General features: G+C 42.7%; 22 protein-coding genes, 1 tRNA gene and 1 pseudogene. 13 read left to right on the forward strand and 11 right to left on the reverse strand.

Annotated elements, in window-relative coordinates:
- Positions 1-170: 170 nt before the first annotated feature.
- Both dcd and D9A03_RS06695 read right to left on the reverse strand, forming a co-directional pair.
- The gene (dcd, locus tag D9A03_RS06690) at positions 171-716 is read right to left on the reverse strand and encodes a dCTP deaminase (RefSeq protein ID WP_371682944.1); all 546 of its coding nucleotides are present in this window, start codon (positions 714-716) and stop codon (positions 171-173) included.
- Between the two features lie 217 nt (positions 717-933).
- A complete protein-coding gene (locus D9A03_RS06695) occupies positions 934-1,182 on the reverse strand; it encodes a hypothetical protein (RefSeq protein WP_120496445.1) in 249 nt (82 codons plus the stop codon).
- A 118-nt stretch (positions 1,183-1,300) separates the two neighbouring features.
- On the opposite strand from D9A03_RS06695, the gene D9A03_RS06700 reads away from it, so the two are divergent.
- From D9A03_RS06700 to D9A03_RS06715, 4 genes are all read left to right on the forward strand, one after another.
- Positions 1,301-1,375: transfer RNA gene (locus tag D9A03_RS06700), tRNA-Thr, on the forward strand.
- 236 nt (positions 1,376-1,611) lie between these two features.
- Positions 1,612-2,157 (forward strand): hypothetical protein, encoded by a 546-nt coding sequence (locus D9A03_RS06705; protein WP_120496446.1) that lies wholly within the window; start codon positions 1,612-1,614, stop codon positions 2,155-2,157.
- 43 nt (positions 2,158-2,200) lie between these two features.
- Entirely contained in the window at positions 2,201-2,704 is a 504-nt protein-coding gene (locus D9A03_RS06710) for a hypothetical protein (protein ID WP_162938007.1), read from the forward strand.
- A gap of 146 nt (positions 2,705-2,850) precedes the next feature.
- Complete coding sequence (locus D9A03_RS06715; RefSeq protein ID WP_120496448.1) at positions 2,851-3,378, forward strand: hypothetical protein; 528 nt, start codon at positions 2,851-2,853, stop codon at positions 3,376-3,378.
- On the opposite strand, the gene D9A03_RS19740 is transcribed toward D9A03_RS06715, so the two are convergent.
- On the reverse strand, positions 3,290-3,979 hold the full coding sequence (locus D9A03_RS19740) for a hypothetical protein (protein WP_162938008.1): 690 nt from the start codon (positions 3,977-3,979) through the stop codon (positions 3,290-3,292). The genes D9A03_RS06715 and D9A03_RS19740 overlap by 89 nt on opposite strands.
- 527 nt (positions 3,980-4,506) lie before the next feature.
- On the opposite strand from D9A03_RS19740, the gene D9A03_RS06725 reads away from it, so the two are divergent.
- Entirely contained in the window at positions 4,507-4,824 is a 318-nt protein-coding gene (locus D9A03_RS06725) for a hypothetical protein (protein ID WP_162938009.1), read from the forward strand.
- A 347-nt stretch (positions 4,825-5,171) separates the two neighbouring features.
- Here the strand turns inward: D9A03_RS06725 and D9A03_RS20225 are convergent, their stop codons facing one another.
- On the reverse strand, positions 5,172-7,532 hold the full coding sequence (locus tag D9A03_RS20225) for a calcium-binding protein (protein WP_120496451.1): 2,361 nt from the start codon (positions 7,530-7,532) through the stop codon (positions 5,172-5,174).
- Positions 7,533-7,738: 206 nt separating this feature from the next.
- Here D9A03_RS20225 and D9A03_RS06735 point away from each other — a divergent pair.
- The 3 genes and pseudogenes from D9A03_RS06735 to D9A03_RS20255 form a co-directional block, all read left to right on the forward strand.
- Positions 7,739-7,837, forward strand: a pseudogene (locus D9A03_RS06735) (IS1595 family transposase); the annotation flags it as partial.
- 1,005 nt (positions 7,838-8,842) lie between these two features.
- Positions 8,843-10,000, forward strand: a complete 1,158-nt coding sequence (locus D9A03_RS06740) for an amidohydrolase (protein ID WP_120496452.1) — start codon at positions 8,843-8,845, stop codon at positions 9,998-10,000.
- A gap of 202 nt (positions 10,001-10,202) precedes the next feature.
- Entirely contained in the window at positions 10,203-10,562 is a 360-nt protein-coding gene (locus D9A03_RS20255) for a DUF805 domain-containing protein (RefSeq protein ID WP_371682948.1), read from the forward strand.
- Positions 10,563-10,711: 149 nt separating this feature from the next.
- On the opposite strand, the gene D9A03_RS06750 is transcribed toward D9A03_RS20255, so the two are convergent.
- Both D9A03_RS06750 and D9A03_RS06755 read right to left on the reverse strand, forming a co-directional pair.
- Positions 10,712-11,854 carry a PLP-dependent aspartate aminotransferase family protein gene (locus D9A03_RS06750; RefSeq protein ID WP_162938010.1) on the reverse strand — a complete coding sequence of 381 codons (1,143 nt, stop codon included), beginning with the start codon at positions 11,852-11,854 and terminating at the stop codon, positions 10,712-10,714.
- Positions 11,855-12,138: 284 nt separating this feature from the next.
- The gene (locus D9A03_RS06755; protein ID WP_120496455.1) at positions 12,139-12,462 is read right to left on the reverse strand and encodes an HlyU family transcriptional regulator; all 324 of its coding nucleotides are present in this window, start codon (positions 12,460-12,462) and stop codon (positions 12,139-12,141) included.
- 140 nt (positions 12,463-12,602) lie between these two features.
- Here D9A03_RS06755 and D9A03_RS19745 point away from each other — a divergent pair, with 140 nt between their 5' ends.
- Positions 12,603-13,058, forward strand: a complete 456-nt coding sequence (locus D9A03_RS19745) for a hypothetical protein (protein ID WP_162938011.1) — start codon at positions 12,603-12,605, stop codon at positions 13,056-13,058.
- A gap of 162 nt (positions 13,059-13,220) precedes the next feature.
- On the opposite strand, the gene gatB is transcribed toward D9A03_RS19745, so the two are convergent.
- From gatB to D9A03_RS06785, 5 genes are all read right to left on the reverse strand, one after another.
- Positions 13,221-14,678, reverse strand: coding sequence for an Asp-tRNA(Asn)/Glu-tRNA(Gln) amidotransferase subunit GatB (gene gatB / locus D9A03_RS06765; RefSeq protein ID WP_120496457.1), 1,458 nt, complete (start codon positions 14,676-14,678; stop codon positions 13,221-13,223).
- A gap of 1 nt (position 14,679) precedes the next feature.
- Positions 14,680-16,161 (reverse strand): Asp-tRNA(Asn)/Glu-tRNA(Gln) amidotransferase subunit GatA, encoded by a 1,482-nt coding sequence (gene gatA, locus D9A03_RS06770; protein ID WP_120496458.1) that lies wholly within the window; start codon positions 16,159-16,161, stop codon positions 14,680-14,682.
- The gene (gatC, locus tag D9A03_RS06775; protein ID WP_120496459.1) at positions 16,161-16,448 is read right to left on the reverse strand and encodes an Asp-tRNA(Asn)/Glu-tRNA(Gln) amidotransferase subunit GatC; all 288 of its coding nucleotides are present in this window, start codon (positions 16,446-16,448) and stop codon (positions 16,161-16,163) included. Before gatC ends, gatA begins: the two co-directional genes overlap by 1 nt.
- A 272-nt stretch (positions 16,449-16,720) precedes the next feature.
- The gene (locus D9A03_RS06780) at positions 16,721-17,161 is read right to left on the reverse strand and encodes a YbaN family protein (RefSeq protein ID WP_120496460.1); all 441 of its coding nucleotides are present in this window, start codon (positions 17,159-17,161) and stop codon (positions 16,721-16,723) included.
- 183 nt (positions 17,162-17,344) lie between these two features.
- On the reverse strand, positions 17,345-18,040 hold the full coding sequence (locus D9A03_RS06785) for an NnrU family protein (RefSeq protein WP_120496461.1): 696 nt from the start codon (positions 18,038-18,040) through the stop codon (positions 17,345-17,347).
- Between the two features lie 237 nt (positions 18,041-18,277).
- Between D9A03_RS06785 and ruvX the strand changes: the two genes are divergently transcribed.
- The 4 genes from ruvX to D9A03_RS06805 all read left to right on the forward strand — a co-directional run bounded on the left by ruvX (position 18,278) and on the right by D9A03_RS06805 (position 21,213).
- A complete protein-coding gene (gene ruvX, locus D9A03_RS06790) occupies positions 18,278-18,766 on the forward strand; it encodes a Holliday junction resolvase RuvX (protein WP_120496462.1) in 489 nt (162 codons plus the stop codon).
- 336 nt (positions 18,767-19,102) lie between these two features.
- A complete protein-coding gene (locus D9A03_RS06795; protein WP_120496463.1) occupies positions 19,103-19,321 on the forward strand; it encodes a PLD nuclease N-terminal domain-containing protein in 219 nt (72 codons plus the stop codon).
- Between the two features lie 98 nt (positions 19,322-19,419).
- The gene (locus D9A03_RS06800) at positions 19,420-19,599 is read left to right on the forward strand and encodes a PLDc N-terminal domain-containing protein (RefSeq protein ID WP_120496464.1); all 180 of its coding nucleotides are present in this window, start codon (positions 19,420-19,422) and stop codon (positions 19,597-19,599) included.
- A gap of 387 nt (positions 19,600-19,986) precedes the next feature.
- Complete coding sequence (locus D9A03_RS06805; protein WP_120496465.1) at positions 19,987-21,213, forward strand: CaiB/BaiF CoA-transferase family protein; 1,227 nt, start codon at positions 19,987-19,989, stop codon at positions 21,211-21,213.
- Positions 21,214-21,235: the final 22 nt, after the last annotated feature.

Below are 21,235 nucleotides of genomic sequence, written 5' to 3' on the forward strand. Positions count from 1 at the left end.
CCAAAGGCTTTGTTCAAATCGTGGCACTGATTTGTTTAAAGGATCTCAATTCCTAAAATAAATCATCTTGTTTTTGCTGTGTTACGTTTTTGTTATGTTACCGGGGGCAAGACAAACTCAAATATCTTCAACGACCGTGTTTATCCTCAAATGCCCCCATCATAAACTCATTACAGACGAGGCAGGGTCACACCGCGCTGTTTCATATATTTACCAGCACGATCCGCATAGGAAACATCGCAATCCCCTTCACCCTTCAAGAAGAGAAACTGGCAGACCCCTTCGTTGGCGTAAATTTTAGCAGGCAACGGTGTCGTGTTTGAAAACTCCAATGTCACATGGCCTTCCCACTCTGGCTCCAACGGCGTCACGTTGACGATGATACCACAACGGGCATAGGTGGATTTACCAAGGCAGATAACCAGAACATCGCGTGGAATGCGGAAATACTCTACGGTTCGCGCCAGAGCAAATGAGTTCGGCGGGATAATGCAGACGTCATCATCTTTTTCCACAAAGCTCTGATCAGAGAATTCTTTCGGATCAACAATGGCATTATGCACGTTGGTAAAGATTTTGAACTCATTGGAAACCCGAGCGTCGTATCCATAAGAACTGACGCCGTAAGAGATAACACCCTCACGCCTTTGCGCCTCAACATAAGGCTCAATCATGCCATGGTTTTCGGCCTGTTCTCGAATCCAAGTATCCGGCATAATTCCCACGGCATATCCTCCCAATGTTCACCGATTCCATTTTCTCGCACGTCACTGTCGCGCAAGGCCATAAGCCTTCTACTGTCTTCCGCCCCAAAGCTCAAGATTGAAGATCAGAAGAACAGCAGATTTCTCGTGATAATTTATCCAAAGATGTATAGGCAAATTCAGAGAGATCATCTGTACAAATTGCCAACATAAAATGACCGACACACAATTACCTTCGCTCTCGTAACTGGCCTTTTCTCTTTTTGAGATTATCCCTCAAGGCTTTTGCTTCGCGTTCCAGCCGTTTTTTTGTCCGTTCTGCCATTTCCTTTTCAGCATTAATGGACTTCTGACTACGCTGTTTATTATCTGTAAGGCTTTCGCCCGCCGAACTTTCGGTCTTGTCTTGATCTGTCATGGCCGCAGATTGCAAAGTCTTGTCGTTAAGGTCAAGCCTCAAGCGACCATAAACAGCCAATTATCACTCCACCTGTTATCTGTTCAGCATTTAAAGGGATGACAAAATTTTAAAAAAAGATAAAAATAAGACTTGCATTAAAATGCGGGCAAAGGCATATAACGCCCGTCCAAACAAGGCCGTGGTAGCTCAGTGGTAGAGCACGTCATTGGTAATGACGGGGTCGGCAGTTCAATTCTGCCTCACGGCACCATTTTTTCTCATTAGAATCTAGTTACTAAGAAACTGAATACTTTCAATAAACCTAAATTTTTGGGCAATATTACTAGTTGCCTTAATTAGTGCTTAAATAATCTCATTTTCTGTAACATGGATCTACAGTTTTGGTTGAAATTTACATCCGCAAAGCAACATCGTAATAACAAGCAATAGCATTAAACAGCTTTTGATTGTATCTTGATCAAATTTTCACAGATCAAAATTACATCGATGTCGCCAGATTTTAGCCCAAAAACCATAGACATATTAGCCAAGCGCGCTGCATTTTATTGCTCAAATCCGAACTGTAAGGTCGCTACTGTTGCGCCAAATTCAAACTCAAATAAAACAGTTATTATAGGAGAAGCAGCCCATATTTACGGCGCTAGGCCTAATAGTGCTCGTTTCAAACATCAAATGACAGATCATGCGCGAAGTGAAATTACAAATGGGGTTTGGTTATGCCGTAATTGCCATAAAAAAGTTGATCGAGATGAGACAAAGTATCCTCCGGAAACACTATTTAAGTGGCGAGAGCAACACGAGACGTCAATAGAGAATCAGCTAGGAAAAGCCCCCCTTCTCAGTAATGATCACCTTTCTGATTCCACCTTTAGTATTCTTAAAGGTTATCCTCCAATTATTAAGCGTATTATTATTGATAAACCTGTTGGATGGGAGTTTCGTTTAACCGCAGAGTTTATGAGACATTTCAACACTCCATATTTTCGCCAACTAGACGATCTAAGAAGTGGCCTTTACACAAGAACCACATAAACATCTCAATGATAATGAGATCTTACCCTGGGCGATTGAACGAATGAGCGAAATGAGTAAATTATTTTTGCCATTAGAAAAATTGCTTGAATCTTTGACTAACAGCTGGGGAGAACCAGGTTTATCCGGCGAGGTTGACGAGATACATCATAGTTGCTCACTAATCAGAGATCTTTTACACCAAGTTTTAGAGCACGAAGAAAGAGTCAGGTTTATAAGTGTTTCAGAAGGCTTAGAAGGATTACCCAACCTGCTTCAAGACACAATTGGCTCACAAATTGATAAACTTAGAAGTATACCAAATCGCCTAGATGAAATAACTCTTCTCGCCGAAGATATCGAAAACCAAGAAAATTGTGATCATTCAATAGAGATAAAAGAGATTATTGAGATTAGTTTACCTCCCAATTGGGGGAAAAAAATATCACGTGAAATGGAAAAACTTGAGTGGATTTTATATCCTGAAGAAAAAGAGAAAAGCCTAATTGGTAAACTTTCATTTTTCATTATTGCAGTTTCTTTTTTTGCATCGCTTCTCCTTTTTTGAAACTAAATCTAAAAGTTACTGACTATTGCCTTGAATCCCCTCCACGATCAAAACAACATTAAACGTGTTTAACAATTGCCGAACACTCTTATTGATGGCATTGTTCATATCTCGCTCGTAGTGTGTTCCTTGCCGTGTAAGTTTCGATGACAAAAGATGTTATCACATTAGCCCCCATAACCTTGCCGTCGGATAAAGCCGATATCCTGTTAACGCAAGGGCTGGAGTGGTGGGAAAATTCTGGTGGTATTATTGGTCGGGATCAGGCCACCACACGTATACTGGAAAATTTACAAATCTCAGTTATCCAACGGGAAGACCGTATTCCTCCCCTTATTCATGCTGGAAATACATCGGTAACAGCCCAGGTATTTGGGCATAACTGGGCAGAAACCTGTACGGGGTCGACCTTGCCCGATGCTGAATTTGATTTGGCCGTCACGGAATCCTATATCAAGGTTCTCGAAGAAAACAAGCCGATTGCCCATGAAGTCATTGCACCATTGGTTCACCCTGTGAAGGGGAATTGTCTGGTCGGTTACCAGCGCCTGCTTTTACCCTGTCGCTTCAAAAGCGGAGGAAATGTTATCGGGAGTATAACAAGCCTGAAATCATTTTATGTTGGGCAAGATATTCCAGGTCATGACGCCCCATCCAAACCAACCAATCGCTAGGATCGATCTCACGCGGTTGTTCCACCCAGTGTGAGCCTATGGGTTCACAATGAAAATACCCCTCTTTGAGTGCAAGCCCAGATAGACAAAGTTTTTCCCTCATGAAACCATAAACAAAATCTGGTGCCCATTTCAATAGGGCAACGGACAGAGCGAGATGAGACATAATCCCCCCCAGATTTAGCCGGGCGCAGGAACGATCAACCCAAACATCGCCATGATAAACAACTCTGCCATTAATATGTTGTGCGCCTGGGCTGGATGTTTTCATAAGTTTCCCCCCGTGCAGACGCGTAAGCTGCTGCTGCCACAGAGTTGCCAAGTTGGTTTCTCCCAATTCAGAATAACGCATAACCTGTGTGCTGACGGTCTTACCATTCTGATCAAAACCCCGGATCCAGAAGCCATCTCGCGGCAAAATGTCAAAGTATTTCGTGCTAAAAGGTTCGGAAAGGCGTTTTCTGTCTTCTATTGAGTTACAAATCTTTTCCAGTTTCTGAAAGTCTTCGCACATTTCTATGGCTATCCCTTTGTCAGATAACGTGGTCTCTATATCTGACATCTTCTTTGTTACAGCTTGTATTATTCTTACTTTTTGCATTCGAACACCCTCACTCCCCAGCAGTTAAGAACAGTATTTCAATCAATAACAGATAGTGATTTACCAAAAGACAGCGAGAATAGCTGCTCGGAATCAGAAAGAACACACCATACAATAATCAAAATCTTTCGGGGAAAATGGCACAAAAAAAATCACACGCTCGCGGGATAATAACTTTACCCTGCTATGCCAAGTGGAAACGGATTACCGTAACGCTTTTGGGTAACCGGCCTGTCGGAATTTAATGATAAAGAAGATAGTTTCTGCTTTATTCTCGTCCCTGTCTTTATTTTAAGCGGACCAAATAACTATACTCTCGAAAGAAACGAACAACCTTTGCGGAGAGATCGGGAATGAATGCCAAGTAAAGCTCGGCTCATATAATGTTTCTCTACCGACGGCTTCTCTATCCGACATAAAAACAGACACCAAAGTTCCTGCGGTTATCTTTCATCATGGTGCCGGAAGATCTAGAGCTGACACATTAAATAACACAAACATGATCAAAGCCATCCACGATTATGGTTATGCAGTTATTGCACCGAGTGGCCTTAAGCGTCAAACTCTCGTTTGGGCCGGGATGGCCTTTTATACCTCAACGCCCAAAAATGCGGGATGAGTTGGCCTTTACACGTAAAGTTTCGGATGATGCGTCTGCAAAATTCAATATTGATCGGGATCAGGTTTTAATGAGTGGCTTTTTCATCCGCAGATCCTCCGCGTGGTATTTAACCTGTCAGGACAATAAAATTGTCATGGCCCATGCACCCGTTGCCGGAGCATTCAGGTTCCCCGAACCAATTACACAAGATTGCAGTGATCCAATTAAGTTGAGACTCGATTAGCTGGCGAGATAAAACCGTTCCCCGGAAGGTCGCCCCTAGGTGGAGGCATCATTCAACAGGGTAATGTACTTCATAACCTGGAAGTCATCCGGAAAATCAATCAAATGCAGAGGACTGCGAACCGACGAGTTTGATACAAGCTCAACAACATCAGCCTCGACCTTTTTTGGCAACGTTGGTGGATACGCTATAACTCCACCAGCAATTTACTATTGGTTCTGTATACCGGGGGACACTCCATTCCCAAAGGCTGGACAAAAAGGACCTTGGACTGGTTTGAAAAAATCAACTCGTCCCCCGATAAAACAAACTAGAAACTAAAACAAACCAGAAATTATAGGTTACACTCAAACAAGAACCAGATTTCCGGACATTTCCAAAGCATTTTCATCCATCAGGTCAGCCTGATAGACGAACGTTGCAATTTCGACAAAATTTTGCCCTGTCCCATTAACATCGACTGATAAAATAGAATTTATGCCATCATCTGTAATTCGCACAAAATCTTCGACACTACTTTCAAGTGGGTCATAATCAATCAGAAGATCAGATACATCCAGAATATCCCCCTCTTCTGCGGAAAAGTCATATATTTTATCAACGCCGGTAAAAGCGCTCGCAGCTTCAAACACAAAAATATCTGAACCACATTGCCCATGCAGTGAATCATTCCCTTCACCACCATAAATGATGTCATTACCCATACCGCCAAGTATTGTGTCATCACCAGCTAACCCGCGGAGAGTGTCATCGCCTTCGTTGCCATCAAGCTGATTGTCACCTTCATCCCCGGTTAACTTATCGTTATGGGAAGACCCTGAGAGGTTTTCGATATTGACAAGAATATCACCCTCGGCATCTCCACCGACTTGTTTTTCACGCGTTAGGTCAACATCTACACCAGTTTCAGAGTACCTGTATTTTGCATAGTCCTCCTGATCACCTCCATCAATAATATCAGCACCTTTTCCGCCTTCAATATTATCGCGACCGGCAAGCCCCTGAATATGATTGTTCTCATCATTACCAAACAGATAATCCGTATGAGTTTCAGAGTTACCTCCAATTATGTTTTCCACCGATGTATACTGATCACCTTCAGCCTCTCCCTGTTCTCCACTACCCCAATAGAGATCAACAGTTATGCCAGTTGTGGCCTCGCGATAATCAACGGTATCAATGCCGTCACCACCATTGATAATATCTGCACCCAAGCCACCGGATATAACGTCATCACCATCTTTGCCATCAATAGTGTCATTACCGGCAAGACCACTAATTATATCGTCTTGATCTGTCCCAATGAGAATATCATCCTGATCCGTCCCGACAATATTGCCACTCAAGACTAAATCAGGAATATCGTGGTCCTTTAGTTCAACCATATAGGTATTAATATCATCGCTGCTACCGTTACCCCAGTTACTGTTAAACAGAATTTTGGTAAAATCTTTGTTCACCGTAGCCTGTGGTTCTGTCCAGTAGCTACCTTCCGTGGAATGATGATTGGCAATATTGAATATTCTTGGATTTTCAGTCAACTCAACAGCAAATATTTTCTGGTGCAACCATTCTGTAGCTTCATTTTCATTGTAGGTTGAAATGAGCACCCAGCCGGGTTTATCAAATGCGCGCCCGGAAAAATGCAGTGCCGTAACAGAACCATTTAAATAAGTGGGAAATAAGTCCACCTTTTCCCCTGTTTGAATATCAATGTAAAAAACACTTCCGCCATTGGCCTGGTAATCAATGGAAACAAAAGCGTCATGACCATTCGCCAACTTTACAAGATCTGAATGTTCTGACCCGTTATGGAGTTGAACAAAGCTTGAAAAATCCTTTGTATATGCCCGTGTTCCCAACCCCGATTCATGTGACCAGGACGCAATAACGTATTCGCCAGACGGACTCATTGAAACGTAATCTGGTCCTTCTGGAACACCGTTTTCGGCAAAATCAAACGTACTCAGGATTTTATCAGTACTTTTATCCCAAACAAAAATCCCAAGTGTATTCCAGCCTTCATCTTGAGCCAAGAACGGCCATGTTTCACCGTCTTCGGAAGGAGATCCTTCATATCGGGATCGAGATGAAAATAAGTCATCCCAGGGAACTCGACCATCAAAATCGGCAAGCTTGACTGTTTCATCGGTCACAACATTCATCTGGTAAAAATTATTGCCAACACCATTTGTATCAACGAAATAGATAATGTCAGGATCATCCACATCCCAATGTACTTCCGAAGCCCCTGCTGGCCCTTGCAATTGCTTCACATGTTGATTCGTATTTGGATCATAAAGGTGCCAGTAACCGTCTTCAGCATGCGTCATTATTCTGCTTTCATCAGCGTTGAACGCTTGAATGCGCGAGTAATAACTACGGGCAAAACCAGACGACGGGTCATTTTCATGATCTGTGATACGTGTAACAGCTGTTCCGTAAACCGGGTCAATCATTGTTTGTCCCTGAAGCGGTTCGGGAACATCAGGAACAGGGGCAAAGCTCTTTCCTTCGATCAAAGAACTTTCAGCTTGAGCGGCTACATTCTGCTGAAGTAAATTTTTATCATTGATTGAGGCATCATCAACAACTGTAGATGTTTTGTGACGTAACAAAGAATTTATTGAATTCCAGCTACGGTTGATCTCTATATCTGGCAAAGTTTCAACCCGTACCTCATCATCATTGTCTGTTTCTTGCGACATTTATCTCCCCTTTTTATATATTTACTGAAATAAGATTCATATAAAATACATGTTATTTGATAAACACATGATGCCCAAATGTAATTTTTGTGACATGTTATAAAGCTTTAGATAATCATTTTCATTAATGAGACATAATGGTAGTGCACAAGAATGAATTAAGGGGCTGTACCAGATAATACCGAATAGGTGTTATTATGGTGAGGATGAGAAAGAGTCGTTTAAGTCAATCGAAACAAACCCGTTTACAGGAACATTTTGTAGCCGGAACAACAGCGAGATGCGCAACTTCTCTTGTTGGTGTAAATTTTATTAACTTGCGATCTTCTTTAGAAAACAAAAGCAGACGAACACAATATTTCCCTACCCCTACAAGGAGATATCACGCTAAACTCTTTCAAGCGTCGCTCGATGACCTTATCAACGCATTGTCCCGCTATGGAACAGGAAAACCAATGATACCGCGCCTATTTCTTGTTACGATTCTAATCACTGTTTTATCAGCTTGTGCGCAAACGAGGCCATCGACCTCTTTGAATAAACACGAAAAATCAGTTGAGTTTGTCGAAATGATTTTCACAGACAAATTCATCAAAGAAGCCTTGCTGGAATCCTTTCTTCAGTACAAAGCAGAAAATGAAGTTGCCGCAGTTCGTTTACCAGATAAAGCACTGGAAGAGATAAACACGCTCATAACAGCGGAAATGATTAAAAACAGGACCAGCCTTATCAACAAAATTGCAGCTATTTTTACAACTGAATTTACCAACGACGAAATCATTGCTCTCCACAGCATCAAAGATATTGAGCTACTGCAAAAAGCGCACGCCAAATTATCAAAAAACAAAGGTCCTGCAGGACTCACTCGACAGGAAATCGATGCTCTGGCGAGTATAAAAAACCCTGAATCCTTCATTACCGCCATCCCTAAACTTGAGAGACTAGAAAGACGGATTGAAGCAACAGGAGAAGAATTTGCTGCAGAAATCCTTCCTAATATTTTACCTCGGCTCCTGATTATTCTGGAAGAAAATGAACCTCTTCTCGGTGCCTTTCTTTTTACGACAAAACCAGTTTTAAATAGCCAAAACCATTCATGGCAACTTACCTACCTGTAACTGAACGGCTAACCAGATTTTTAAAATCCAGTGATAACTCTTCGTTAATGAAATTCTCAAAGGCTTTAATGACAAAATTAATATGAAAATTCTATGTCCCAATGCGGCAATCGCACGAAGAAATTCTCTACTACATAACGACCTTTATGCTTACCCCATAATTCTATTTGTACTTGTTCACAGGCTTGAGAAATGCTTCTTGATCAAAAAACACTCGACAAGCTTATTTCATTTCGACGTGAGTTACACCGTTACCCGGAAATTTCGGGTAAAGAGAAAAAAACGAGTGATCTGGTTTCCTGTTTTCTTGAACAATATGATCCCGATGAAACTATCCGTAACCTAGGCGGTTATGGATTAGCCGCCATATATAATGGTAAGGAGGATGGTCCCACGGTCCTTATCAGGTGCGAGCTTGACGGCTTACCAATTACAGAAACAAACGATCTGCCGTATCAAGCAACACATCAAGGCAAAGGGCATCTATGCGGTCATGATGGCCATATGGCAATGGTTGCAGGTCTTGCCACTCTCTTACATCGAACACGTCCAGCAAAAGGACGCGCCATTCTTTTATTCCAACCAGCAGAAGAAACCGGTGCGGGCGCAAAAGCCGTTATCAATGACCCTAAATTTTCCAGACTAACTCCTGATTATTCCTTTTCTCTTCACAATCTACCCGGTCAAGCACTACACAAAGTCGGAATCAAAGAAGGCCCCTTCAACTGTGCGTCCCAAGGTCTTTGGATTACTCTGGAAGGCAAGACATCTCATGCGTCTCATCCAGAAGATGGCACCAGCCCAGCCTCAGCCATGTGTGATTTGATTACAGCCTTTACGGAATTACCAAATACGCCAGACTTTACGAACGATTTTGCCCTTGTAACAATTGTTCATGCTCGTTTAGGCGAAGAAGCCTTCGGCATTACCCCCGGTTTTGCCAAAGTAATGGTTACACTAAGAAGTGAGACAAACAATGTCATGTCTTTGTTGCAGAAAAAATCGGAAGCTCTGATCAATGATGCGGCAAAAAAATACGATCTGAATGCAGCCTATGGCTATGAGGATGTATTTGCGGATTCAGTCAATGCACCAGAGGCAACAGAAATACTCACAAGCGCTTTTACAGACGAGAATATCACATGCGAAAAAATGGCAACACCAATGCGTTGGTCAGAAGATTTTGGACAATTCGGCACAATCAGTAACAGTGCAATGTTCACTCTTGGATCTGGCTTGAATCAACCACAACTCCATAATCCGGACTTTGATTTCCCCGACGTTTTAATAGAAACAGGAACGAAAGTATTCCATCGTGTTATTAGAAATATACTCGGTCCCAATAATTAAACCTCCTCTGACTAAAGTCGGAGGATTTAAACCAATATGTGGAAGATAAATCTTTTAGTTGATATTTTTAATTGCTATTCTCCTGTAAGGGAAAGAGTATGCCCTGAAATAAGGCAAGCTTGAGATGTTAGAGAGTAATCAGATTTCACAACAATACTTGCTACTTCTAGCTTATCCACTTTTCATTATTTTATGCTTGTTAATGGTAGACAAAAACAAGAAATACACCCGAACTCAATTTATAACACAAATATGTAAACTGTTAGCAATCTCGGTAAGCATGGCACTTGTGATCCACTTAGCTGGCCAGCTCGATACAAAATTAAATGATTATCTAATTTTCTTTATCGGCCTAGCTATAACTATTTTTGTCTTCGTTCCTCTCATACTATGCATATCCATACTTCCTCTATTATATATAGGATACAGACTAAATGATATTGGCACATCCCATTGGATAGGTTTGATTTGTATCATCCCTCCAGTAATTATAGTTGCAATAATAATCTTATGCCTGATCCCAAGCAGAAATCAGCACGTTCAAACTCTGGAACAAAATTAATTTTACAAAACATCTATTTCGAAATGAATTGTTGCTGCCATTTTAGAAAGTAACATGTGATCATTCTGAGTTTGCAGCACTCAATTTATGTATCGCGCTGTGTTGATCCATTGATGTCATAATCGAAATACCAACAAGATCCTTCACAATTATCCTCGTATGGCCTGCTCCAAATCTTCAATCAAATCTTGAATATTTTCAATACCAATAGAAAAGCGTAACAAATCATCAGGCACAGGTGTTCCCTCGCCTTCAATCAATGCCCTGTGTTCAACCAGACTTTCGACCCCGCCTAATGATGTCGCTCTGACAAAGCGTTTCATGCGTCCCATGATTACCCCGGTTTGTTCTTTTCCACCGTTAAAGCGGATCGAAAGCATTCCGCCAAAGCCACCGGTCATTTGTTTGGCTGCGACCTCATGGTTTGTATGAGATACAAGTCCGGGATAGATCACTTCCTTGACGCCAGAGAAACCCTCAAAGTGTCGCGCCAGTTTCATCGCATTCTCACACGACCGCTCAACGCGAACATGCATGGTCCTCATCCCGCGGAGCAAAAGCCAGCTTTCAAATGGCCCGAGTATCCCACCTTGTTGAGCGCGGAGCTTGCACAAACGTTCCCACCGAGTATCTTCATTCGCAGCAATCAAAGCACCGGCGATAACATCACTATGTCCATTGATATATTTTGTGGCGGAATGAAACACAAAATCAGCACCATATGCTATCGGTTTTGTAATCAACGGGGTTACAACAGTCGAATCAACAACAAGCTGTGCGCTGACAGAATGTGCAAGATCAGCTGCTTTCTGAATATCAACGACTTCCCAGGTTGGATTGGCAGGTGTTTCAATCCATAAAATGTCGGTTGGTGCAGCTTTAACCACAGCGACCATATCTGCGGCATCACGCGGATCAAAAAAAGCAAGATTGATGTTCCAGTCTTCACAAAAAGAAATAAGCCAGGCACGAAGAGACCAGTACATTACTGTTGGTGCGACAATACGATCGCCAGGACGAAGTGTTTGTACAAGCGCAGTTGCAGCCGCCATTCCAGAAGCAAAAATCTTGCATGATGCCCCCTCTTCCAGCTCACAGAGAATAGCCTCTACCATTTCAGCATTTACACTTTGATCACGGGCGTAAATTCGATTGCTGTCATAGAGATCGCCTTGCTCATTTCGGGCAAACGTTGTTGAAGGCTGGATTGGCGGCACAACCGAACCACTGTCTTTATCCAGATAATGTCCAGCCTGAGCCAGAAGCGTCTCAACGTTATTTTTTTCACCCATGACCAGCTCCCATTTAGATCTGGCGAAAGAATAGGGAGAAGAAAAGAGAATGAAAACTCTTTGTTTCATATCACCTGAATTATTAATTCAGAACTGGTTAGGCTGTACCAAGAAGTTATCTAATACGACCTTCAAGATATAGTGAAAACCAAAACTCGAGCTTTTTACTTTGCCCCGGAACCAATATCAGCATCTCTGTCACTAGCGACCATAAACTACAAATAAATAAATCAATAACTTATCGTTATTACAAGCTACGGATTTCATAGAAACAGATATTGATATCAAGCACGCCCTGTTGGCTCACCATCCGCAAACAACCGTTTACCCTGTTCATCAATAATCTGACGGCCTTTGCGTAATGTAAATTCAACAGCTTCTTCCCGAGAAGAAAATGTATCTGCCCTTAAAAAGAAACGTTCCATTTGTATATCTTCAGGATTTTCAGTCACATTTTTTATATATCCCGAAAGCCGCCATTGCCCATTGTCTGCCTTGTCCGGTGTCGCAATAATTGCATAACCCTCATATAAAAATGGTTCTTCTGAAGGTTGCGTCTCTTTTTTATCTAAATTAGCACGTCCAAATAATTTAGAAAAAAATGACATTTTTTTGCCCCTATATAGTCACAGAAAATTAATAAATATTAATTATTTAGATGTATCTCAAATACACCTAAAAAAGATGTATATTTATAATAACGAATACAGCAATACAAAACAAAGCAAGTTGAAGGGGGTTTTACTCAATGCATAGACTATCTAACGTAATCTCGGCTTACTGGGTTCTGTTCTGGGGATTAAATGGCTTGGATAAATTCTGTCATTCTTCAGACCTTATATTATTTCGGTGGCATGGAAAAGATAGAAGCACGCAATTCACTCAATATTTTGAACGTCTCAGTTTTCCTCAGGATTATGTCTCGCCCTTTTTATATTTTGTAGGAATCTGGGAAGTCTTATTGGCGCTCATATTCATGGCCATCCCTTTTTATTACCATAGAAATAAACAAAAACTGGAACAGATTGCCACGCTCAATGCCGCGACTTTTTTAGCTTTTTGTGGATTTGATATTATTGCAGGTGATCGAGCAGAGCTACTTGAACATTCAACTTATTTTATTCTGGTCGTCATTACATTTTTTGTATACCAGAGAGCTGCAAGTCAAAATGCGTCTGCTCCATCAACATCTTCAACTGCATAATAATAAACCTCCTGTTATTTTTCAAAACCAACAAATGTAGAAGTTCATTGCATCATCTGCATTGGACAGATTTGCAGGCAAAATAAACAGCGTTAAAAAATGCTTGGGCACTTAAAGTACCCAAGCATTTTTATATAATATCAACCGAGCTTTCCAATGTTCTTATTCTGCAGTCAATTTTTTCTTAAGTAACTGGTTCACCATACCGGGGTTCGCTTTGCCACCCGTTGCTTTCATCGTCTGACCGACGAACCAGCCAATCAGCTTCTCATTACCACCACGGAAAGCTTGAACTTGATCAGGATTAGCAGCCATAATTTCATCAATTGCAGCTTCAATTGGTCCTGTATCCGTAATCTGTTTCAGGCCTTTTTCTTCAACAATGGTATCAGCATCTTTACTGGTATCCCACATCACCTCGAAGACTTCCTTGGCGATACGTCCGGAAATTGTATTGTCTTTGATCAAACCAATAAGACCACCAAGCTGTTTCGCAGAAACCGGGGACTCGTCCAAAGCAAGACCGCTTTTGTTTAACGCCCCAAAGAAATCACCCATCACCCAGTTCGCAGCTAACTTAGGATCTCGGCCCTTGGCAACCTCTTCGTAGAACATTGCTTTTTCACGATCAGCGACCAGAATACCAGCATCATAAGCTGACAGAGCAAAATCATTAATGAAACGATCTTTCTTTTCATCTGGAAGCTCTGGAATTGTCGCTTTGATTTCCTCAACCCATGCCGGATCAAGAACCAACGGCAACAGATCAGGATCAGGGAAGTAACGATAATCGTGCGCTTCTTCCTTGCTTCTCATTGAACGTGTCGTGCCTTTACTGGCATCGAACAAACGCGTTTCCTGAACAATCTCACCGCCCTCTTCCAGAATTTTCACCTGACGTTTGGCTTCATGTTCAATTGCTTGCTGCACATAACGAATAGAATTCACGTTCTTCGTTTCTGTTCGCGTACCCAGTTCATCGCCGGGCTTACGGACAGATACGTTCACATCAGCACGCATAGAACCTTCGTCCATGTTGCCATCACAAGTGCCGAGATAACGCAGGATAGAACGAAGTTTGCGCAGATAGGCACCCGCTTCCTCAGGCGAGCGAAGATCCGGCTTGGAAACAATTTCCATCAAAGCCACGCCAGAGCGGTTCAAATCAATATACGATTGTGTCGGGTGTTGATCGTGTACGGATTTACCTGCATCCTGCTCCAGATGCATACGCTCCACCCCAACTTCACGAACTTCACCACCTTCAAGGTCAAGCGTGATCGTACCCTCACCAACAATCGGTTCCAGAAACTGGGAAATCTGATACCCCTGTGGCAGGTCAGCATAAAAATAGTTTTTACGCTCAAACACAGACTTCATGTTGATCTGCGCACGAAGACCTAAACCTGTTCGGATACCCTGTTCAACAACTTCTTTGTTCAATACAGGCAACATACCCGGCATCGCAGCATCCACCAGCGACACGTGATGGTTTGGATCCGCGCCAAATGCTGTTGCAGCACCAGAAAAGAGCTTGGATTTTGAAATGACCTGAGCATGAACTTCAAGACCAATCACAACTTCCCACTCGCCTGTATTTCCTTTAATACGATAGCTCATGTTACTTACCTCCCGCTATTAGCTGCGGCAAGGCAGAGAAACCAGCAGCTTCTTCAACAACACCCGCCACCTTCAAGACAGTCTCTTCATCAAAAGCTTTACCAAGTAATTGCAGACCAAGAGGTGTTCCCTCGCTGGAAAGACCTGTCGGAACGGATATGCCCGGCAATCCGGCCAAGCTGGCAGGAACGGTAAAGACATCGTTCAAATACATGGCAATCGGATCATCCATCTTTTCACCAATGCCAAAGGCAGGACTTGGTGCTGTTGGCGTCAGGATTACGTCCACACTTTCATAGGCTTTTTTGAAGTCATTCGCGATCAAGGTGCGAACACGACGCGCTTTGTTGTAATAAGCATCGTAATAACCTGCTGACAGAACATAGGTTCCAATCAGAATACGACGTTTGACTTCATCACCAAAACCTTCGCCCCGTGTACGTTCGTACATATCATCCAGGCTTTCGCCATCAATACGCAAGCCGTAACGGACACCATCATAACGCGCCAGATTAGATGAGCATTCTGCAGGTGCGATGATATAATAAGCAGGCAAAGCATATTTTGTATGAGGCAGGCTGATCTCTACAGGTTCGGCACCTGCGTCCTTAATCCACTCAATACCCTGTTCCCATGCTTCATCAATTTCTTTCGGTGTACCATCCAACCGATATTCTTTTGGAATACCTACTTTCAAGCCTCGAATATCACCTGTCAGAGCTTTTTGATAGCTAGGTACACCAACATTAACCGATGTGGAGTCTTTGGCATCATAGCCAGCCATTGCTTCCAGCATGATTGCCGCATCACGCACAGACCGTGTCATTGGACCAGGTTGATCAAGAGATGAAGCGAAGGCAACGACACCCCAACGTGAACAACGACCATAAGTGGGTTTTAGACCTACGATACCAGAAAACGCAGCAGGCTGACGGATAGAGCCACCCGTATCAGTACCTGTTGCAGCCATTGCTGAACGTGCTGCTACAGACGCTGCGGAACCACCAGATGATCCACCAGGTGTAAGCTGTGCATCGCTATCCTTACGCTGCCAAGGATTGATAACATTGCCGTAATACGACGTAATGTTAGCAGACCCCATGGCAAACTGATCAAGGTTGGATTTACCCAACATCACAGCACCAGCATTCCATAGATTACCGGATACAGTTGATTCATAGGTCGGTACAAAACCATCCAAAATACGCGACGCGGCAGTTGTCTGCGTTCCTTCCGTACAGAAGAGATCTTTCATCGCGATCGGAATCCCCTCCATCAAACCAGCATCTCCTGCGGCGCGCTTCTTATCAGAAGCATCAGCCATTTCGAGGGCTATTTCAGGCGTCTCAACGATATAAGCGTTAAGTTCGCGGGTTTCTTCCATCGCGTTAATATGAGCTTCGGTCAGCTCGCGCGCAGAAAAATCACCTTTTTCCATGCCATCAAGAGCATCAGAAATTGTCAGGTTATTAAGGTTACTCATTATTCGACCACCTTAGGAACAGCAAAAAAACCATGGGCAGATTGAGGGGCATTCTTTGTTACCCGGTCAACATAGTACCCATCATTGACCACGTCCTCACGCAAAGGTTGGGTCATCTCGACAACAGATGTCATTGGCTCAACACCATCTGTGTCCAGTTCAGAGAGTTGCTCAATCCAGCCAAGGATTTGGTTCAATTCTCCGGTCAGCTCTTCTTGCTGCTTTTCATCAACCCGGATGCGCGCCAGTCTGGCAATTTTCGCTACCGTATTTTTGTCGACAGACATACTCGGTTCCAATCTTCTATGGATATCGAAAGTATCACGTATTAAATTCGAGCGGAAAATAGCACTCACCCGCCCAAGCTGCAACGCCTGTAGAGTGCTTTTTATCAAGTAAAATTTCTTTTCTATTATTCAACTGCGGCTGCTATCAAAATAGCCAGAGAAATGAGCCTCGAATTGGATTGGATTATATCGCTCAATAACAAAAAGATATCTACTCTGTCTCTGTTAATTTATCACAGAGAAACAGGTCGCAAATCAACGTAAAGAGGATCTTATTCTGTTGGCTGATCTGAAATTTTAGCCGGGGGGCGACTTGGACACCTGAGAATAAAAATGGCAACACAAAGCAAACATAAACCAATAAGGCCAAGCCCCCATAATGGTACAACATCCTTATAGGCCACATAAGCCAAACTGGCACTCATCATCGTAATCGCCAAGGCCTTTGCTTTTACCGGGATCACCCGATAACAGTCCCAGTCCCGAACCATCGGACCCAAAAGATGATGCTGATAGAGCCAGTTATGAAAGCGTTCGGACGAATGGGAAAAAGCCCACAGGGCAACGAGTAGAAAAGGTGTTGTCGGTAACAGAGGCAAGACCAGACCGATAAGACCAAGCCCAACACATAACCAACCCAAACCAATCAAGCACAAACGTCGAATACCTGCTTTTTTAGATTTTATATTTTCTGCGACATCAGGTTTCGACATAAATTCCAAAAGGCCTTCGGGTGCAACAAAACGAGTAAAGGGTTATCGATACAATCAAGATTATTTAAGCAGGGAAATGGTTAATCTAACAGATCGTAATTAAAAGTTCTTTTATCCAGCTTAAGTGTCCTGGATAGCAACCTCAATCCTTTAAGTGATAAAGAACAAATGCTTTTCAAGGTTTCAAAGAAAACCTGATAAAGGAGAAACATCAAACAAGGCAGGATGCAACCACAAAGCAAGCACGAAACCCAATACAGCAAAAATGCCCCCTAAAAAATCCTTTAAGGTTGGGCGGCAATTCCCGCCTTTTATCAGGCCAACAAAAGGTATATTCGATGTACCACTGGACACTTCAATCCAAGCCTCTTCCCCCAGCAAACGCTTTTTCCGTTGATCGACAATGAACATGCCGCCAACTGAAAGAAGAAACAGACCTGCAAAAAACAGGACCTCTGCCAAACCACCATTAGCAAAAAGGTGCGCCCCCGCCCACAGAGCAAACCCCCATAAAATGGGATGCCGAACAATTCCAACGATACCCATACGCATTTTATCAAACCCATTGCCGGGACCAATAGAAAGCGGATTTGGCCGTAAAAATCCCATAACAAAGAACAGAAGTGAAACAGGCATTATATGCGCCGTTGCTCTCGCTGCCCAAGGCTCATAAGGCCACAACTCGATGTAAGGCGCAGCCCATACCTCGTGAATAAGCCAGATCAAAACACACGTCGAAACAAGAGAATAGAGAATATAGTATCCCGCTTTGCCCAACAGATTGATAAGAGATTGTTTTACCCGATGCATAGGTGGAATTGAATGCAAGAGCAAAAAAACCAGAAAAGAGCTGATTAGCCCGCCAAATCCACCAAACATATGCTTTCCGTTTCACATCAACTAAGGTAAGTACAAAACACTTATGACAAACCAACTGTCTCTAATCCATAGGACACCCTGTCGCGCATAAGAATAAGCAATGTGTGATACATTTGAATTATCCTTTTGTGCTCGCGAAAGTTCAAGAGCAGGGAAAATAGAGCTGCTTGCCGAGATTATCTCGAAATCATAAGGCGACCAGAAAAAGATAAGGCCAACCAAAGTGCAGGACCCAAAGTGCAAGATATAGATATTTACGACCTTCCCGACCTCGTAGATCGCAACAAACGCTTGTTAGGGCTAGACCCAGGCACAAAAACTATAGGTGTTGCCGTCTCGGATCGAGATTTCAAAGTTGCCTCACCGGTAAAGACAATCAAACGCACAAAATTTAAAAGTGACGCACAAGAGCTTAAAGAAATTTGTGCAGATAAAAACATCGGCGGGATTGTAATAGGATTACCAGTCAACATGGATGGATCAGAAGGTCCACGCTGTCAGTCCGTCAGAACCCTTGCGGACAACCTGCGAACAATTGCCGGTTTTGAAATCCCTATCGTTTTTTGGGATGAACGAATGTCAACATCTGCCGTAGAGCGATTCTTGATCGGAGAAGCTGACATGACCCGCAAACGCCGTGCCGAAGTTGTCGACAAAGCAGCTGCAGCCTATATTCTTCAAGGGGCATTGGATGCAATTCAGCGTCAAAGTAACACGGCTTACTAAGTCACACACATGATCCCGTAATAGTTCCCTCATTACGGGTATGCGTAAACTGCATAAAAAGTAAGAATACTTATATATAAAACCTAATTTTGAAATAATATCACTTAAATAATTTCTCTTTCCGACTGAAAACATTTTTCTCTAAAAAAAATTTCAAATCCAAACCGATAGTTCCCCTCTAAATGTTGCTTCTTGATGGGATATTCGTATTTATACGAATGTTTACATTCTCGCATTGCGGGTATTTTCTCTCTCGCATCTACATAAAAACGTACAAACACCAGTTTTAGCTCGCAAAATCTCTAAAAGAGAAAATTTGTAAAAAAGGAAAGCAAAATGTTTAGCCTGGAAACCGGCAGCATTCTTGTTATACCCATTTTTTTTGTCAGTTTATGGGTCATAACAAAAATCTTTCAAAGCGATGAAAGATCCGCTGTTAAGCTCCTATGGACAATCACAATTTTTATTTTGCCAGCTCTTGGTTGCGCGTTGTGGTATTTCATCGGTCCTCGCAAAGAAGATTTACCACAGGAAAAACTGGGACTCCCCCGATAAATCCTTATATATTCGTAATCATACGAATATCATTTCTGCAAAATAAGACTTACTTTTCCTGCAAGTGATAACAATGCTTTAAATAGAAAGGCATCAAAATGCTTGGCTTTGAATATGGTGGCATCCTGGGTCTCTTGCTTTTGGTTGCAAATATCTGGGCAATTGTAAAAATTTTTCAAAGTGGCGCGACAACAGGCTCGAAAGTGCTCTGGATTGTTCTTATCCTGCTTTTACCAGTAATAGGTCTTGTCCTTTGGTTCTTGATGGGACCCAAATAGGTTGAAAACTCCAATACTCTTTGCCCCAAAGACAGTTTCTTATCCCGAAGATTATCTCTGAGATAAAAGCGTGCTACTTAAGAAGTGCGCTTTTTGCTCTGATCCAGTTCGGCATTTCATAAAAATTTCAGAATAAACACATTCGTGTTTTTGCATTAATGAAACAGGCACAAGCGACCTTTTCTGCTGAGAAATCATCAAATTCCTCATCTACCACTTGATCAAAGTCTCTCACTACTTAGTTCAATAATCTGAACAAAAGTAAGTGATGAGAACTTTGCCCGTTGCATCTACTCGTCCCTCTTTTTAGACTTTCTGTCTTACATACTTGTTTTGCGTCACGCCAAACCGGGTTCAATCCAAATTTAAGGCTTTAAGGATACTCTAATGACCAAGCCCACAGGTCCTCTGTCAGGATTACGTGTTTTCGATCTTTCACGTATCATGGCGGGGCCAAGCTGTACACAAATACTAGGTGATATGGGTGCAGATGTCATAAAAGTAGAGCGCCCCGGCCAAGGGGATGATACGCGGAAATGGGGCCCTCCTTTCCTCAAAGACAAAGAAGGCAGCGACACAGACGAAAGCGCTTACTACCTGTCTGCGAATAGAAACAAACGTTCTGTTAGTTTGGATATTTCCCAGCCTGAGGGACAGAAACTTGCAAAGAAGCTTATTGCCCAAAGTGATATTCTGGTTGAAAACTTCAAAGTCGGCGGACTTGCCAAGTATGGTCTTTCCTATGATGACTTAAAGGAAGAGTTTCCCAACCTTATATACTGCTCAATTACCGGGTTCGGTCAAACAGGTCCTTATGCCCCGCAGGCCGGGTATGATTTCCTCATCCAGGGCATGGGCGGCATCATGAGTTTGACTGGTGAACCAGATGGACAACCGATGAAAGTCGGTGTTGCAATCGTCGACCTAATGTGTGGTATGTACGCAAGCAACGCAATCTTGGCTGCCCTTCATCATCGAAACCAAACAGGCCAAGGACAATATATTGATGTCTCACTCCTGGATACACAAATTGCCTGGCTTGCCAATCAGGGGCTTTATTATCTAACGTCCGGTGAACTTCCGCCGCGTCTGGGGAACGGTCACCCCAATATCGTCCCTTACAACGTTGTTCCTTCCAGTAATGGGCACTTTATTCTCGCCATCGGCAATGACGGGCAATATGAAAAATTCTGCCACTTTGCAGACTGCATGCACCTGTTTAATGACGAGCGCTTTCACACCAACCAAAACCGTATAAGAAATCGGGACGAGCTTTATCCCCTTGTTAGTGAAATCACATCACAACATCCCTCAGAATATTGGATAGAAAAATTACCGCCGCTTGGCGTCCCCTGTGGACCCGTTAATGATATGAAAGGCGTTTTTGCACACCCCCAAACACAGGCCAGAGAGATGAAAATTTCCATGCCTCATCCAACAGCGGCGCAGGGATCTGTTGACTTAATCGGCAGTCCGATGAAGTTTTCCCAAACACCCGTTGATTACCGCAAGGCACCACCAAGCATGGGACAGGATACACAAGAAGTTTTTGAAGAGTTGCTAGATCTCGACAAATCAACGTTGAATAGCCTAAAAGAGAGCGGAATTATTTAAATTTTGACCAATAGATAAAGCT

The organism is Kiloniella sp. EL199, assembly GCF_900313065.1.
Taxonomy (GTDB): Bacteria; Pseudomonadota; Alphaproteobacteria; order Kiloniellales; family Kiloniellaceae; genus Kiloniella.

Excerpts from the sequence above, each read along its gene's own strand:
- gatC (WP_120496459.1), bottom strand. The coding sequence starts at position 16,448 with ATGTCTGTCGACAAAAATACGGTAGCGAAAATTGCCAGACTGGCGCGC.
- D9A03_RS20255 (WP_371682948.1), top strand. The coding sequence starts at position 10,203 with ATGGTAGACAAAAACAAGAAATACACCCGAACTCAATTTATAACACAA.
- D9A03_RS06780 (WP_120496460.1), bottom strand. The coding sequence starts at position 17,161 with ATGTCGAAACCTGATGTCGCAGAAAATATAAAATCTAAAAAAGCAGGT.
- D9A03_RS19745 (WP_162938011.1), top strand. The coding sequence starts at position 12,603 with ATGCATAGACTATCTAACGTAATCTCGGCTTACTGGGTTCTGTTCTGG.
- D9A03_RS06755 (WP_120496455.1), bottom strand. The coding sequence starts at position 12,462 with ATGTCATTTTTTTCTAAATTATTTGGACGTGCTAATTTAGATAAAAAA.
- dcd (WP_371682944.1), bottom strand. The coding sequence starts at position 716 with ATGCCGGATACTTGGATTCGAGAACAGGCCGAAAACCATGGCATGATT.
- D9A03_RS20225 (WP_120496451.1), bottom strand. The coding sequence starts at position 7,532 with ATGTCGCAAGAAACAGACAATGATGATGAGGTACGGGTTGAAACTTTG.
- D9A03_RS06795 (WP_120496463.1), top strand. The coding sequence starts at position 19,103 with ATGTTTAGCCTGGAAACCGGCAGCATTCTTGTTATACCCATTTTTTTT.
- D9A03_RS06725 (WP_162938009.1), top strand. The coding sequence starts at position 4,507 with ATGCAGTTATTGCACCGAGTGGCCTTAAGCGTCAAACTCTCGTTTGGG.
- D9A03_RS06710 (WP_162938007.1), top strand. The coding sequence starts at position 2,201 with ATGAGCGAAATGAGTAAATTATTTTTGCCATTAGAAAAATTGCTTGAA.
- gatB (WP_120496457.1), bottom strand. The coding sequence starts at position 14,678 with ATGAGCTATCGTATTAAAGGAAATACAGGCGAGTGGGAAGTTGTGATT.
- D9A03_RS06705 (WP_120496446.1), top strand. The coding sequence starts at position 1,612 with ATGTCGCCAGATTTTAGCCCAAAAACCATAGACATATTAGCCAAGCGC.
- D9A03_RS06740 (WP_120496452.1), top strand. The coding sequence starts at position 8,843 with ATGCTTCTTGATCAAAAAACACTCGACAAGCTTATTTCATTTCGACGT.
- D9A03_RS19740 (WP_162938008.1), bottom strand. The coding sequence starts at position 3,979 with ATGCAAAAAGTAAGAATAATACAAGCTGTAACAAAGAAGATGTCAGAT.
- D9A03_RS06805 (WP_120496465.1), top strand. The coding sequence starts at position 19,987 with ATGACCAAGCCCACAGGTCCTCTGTCAGGATTACGTGTTTTCGATCTT.
- gatA (WP_120496458.1), bottom strand. The coding sequence starts at position 16,161 with ATGAGTAACCTTAATAACCTGACAATTTCTGATGCTCTTGATGGCATG.
- D9A03_RS06800 (WP_120496464.1), top strand. The coding sequence starts at position 19,420 with ATGCTTGGCTTTGAATATGGTGGCATCCTGGGTCTCTTGCTTTTGGTT.
- D9A03_RS06750 (WP_162938010.1), bottom strand. The coding sequence starts at position 11,854 with ATGGGTGAAAAAAATAACGTTGAGACGCTTCTGGCTCAGGCTGGACAT.
- D9A03_RS06785 (WP_120496461.1), bottom strand. The coding sequence starts at position 18,040 with ATGTTTGGTGGATTTGGCGGGCTAATCAGCTCTTTTCTGGTTTTTTTG.
- D9A03_RS06715 (WP_120496448.1), top strand. The coding sequence starts at position 2,851 with ATGACAAAAGATGTTATCACATTAGCCCCCATAACCTTGCCGTCGGAT.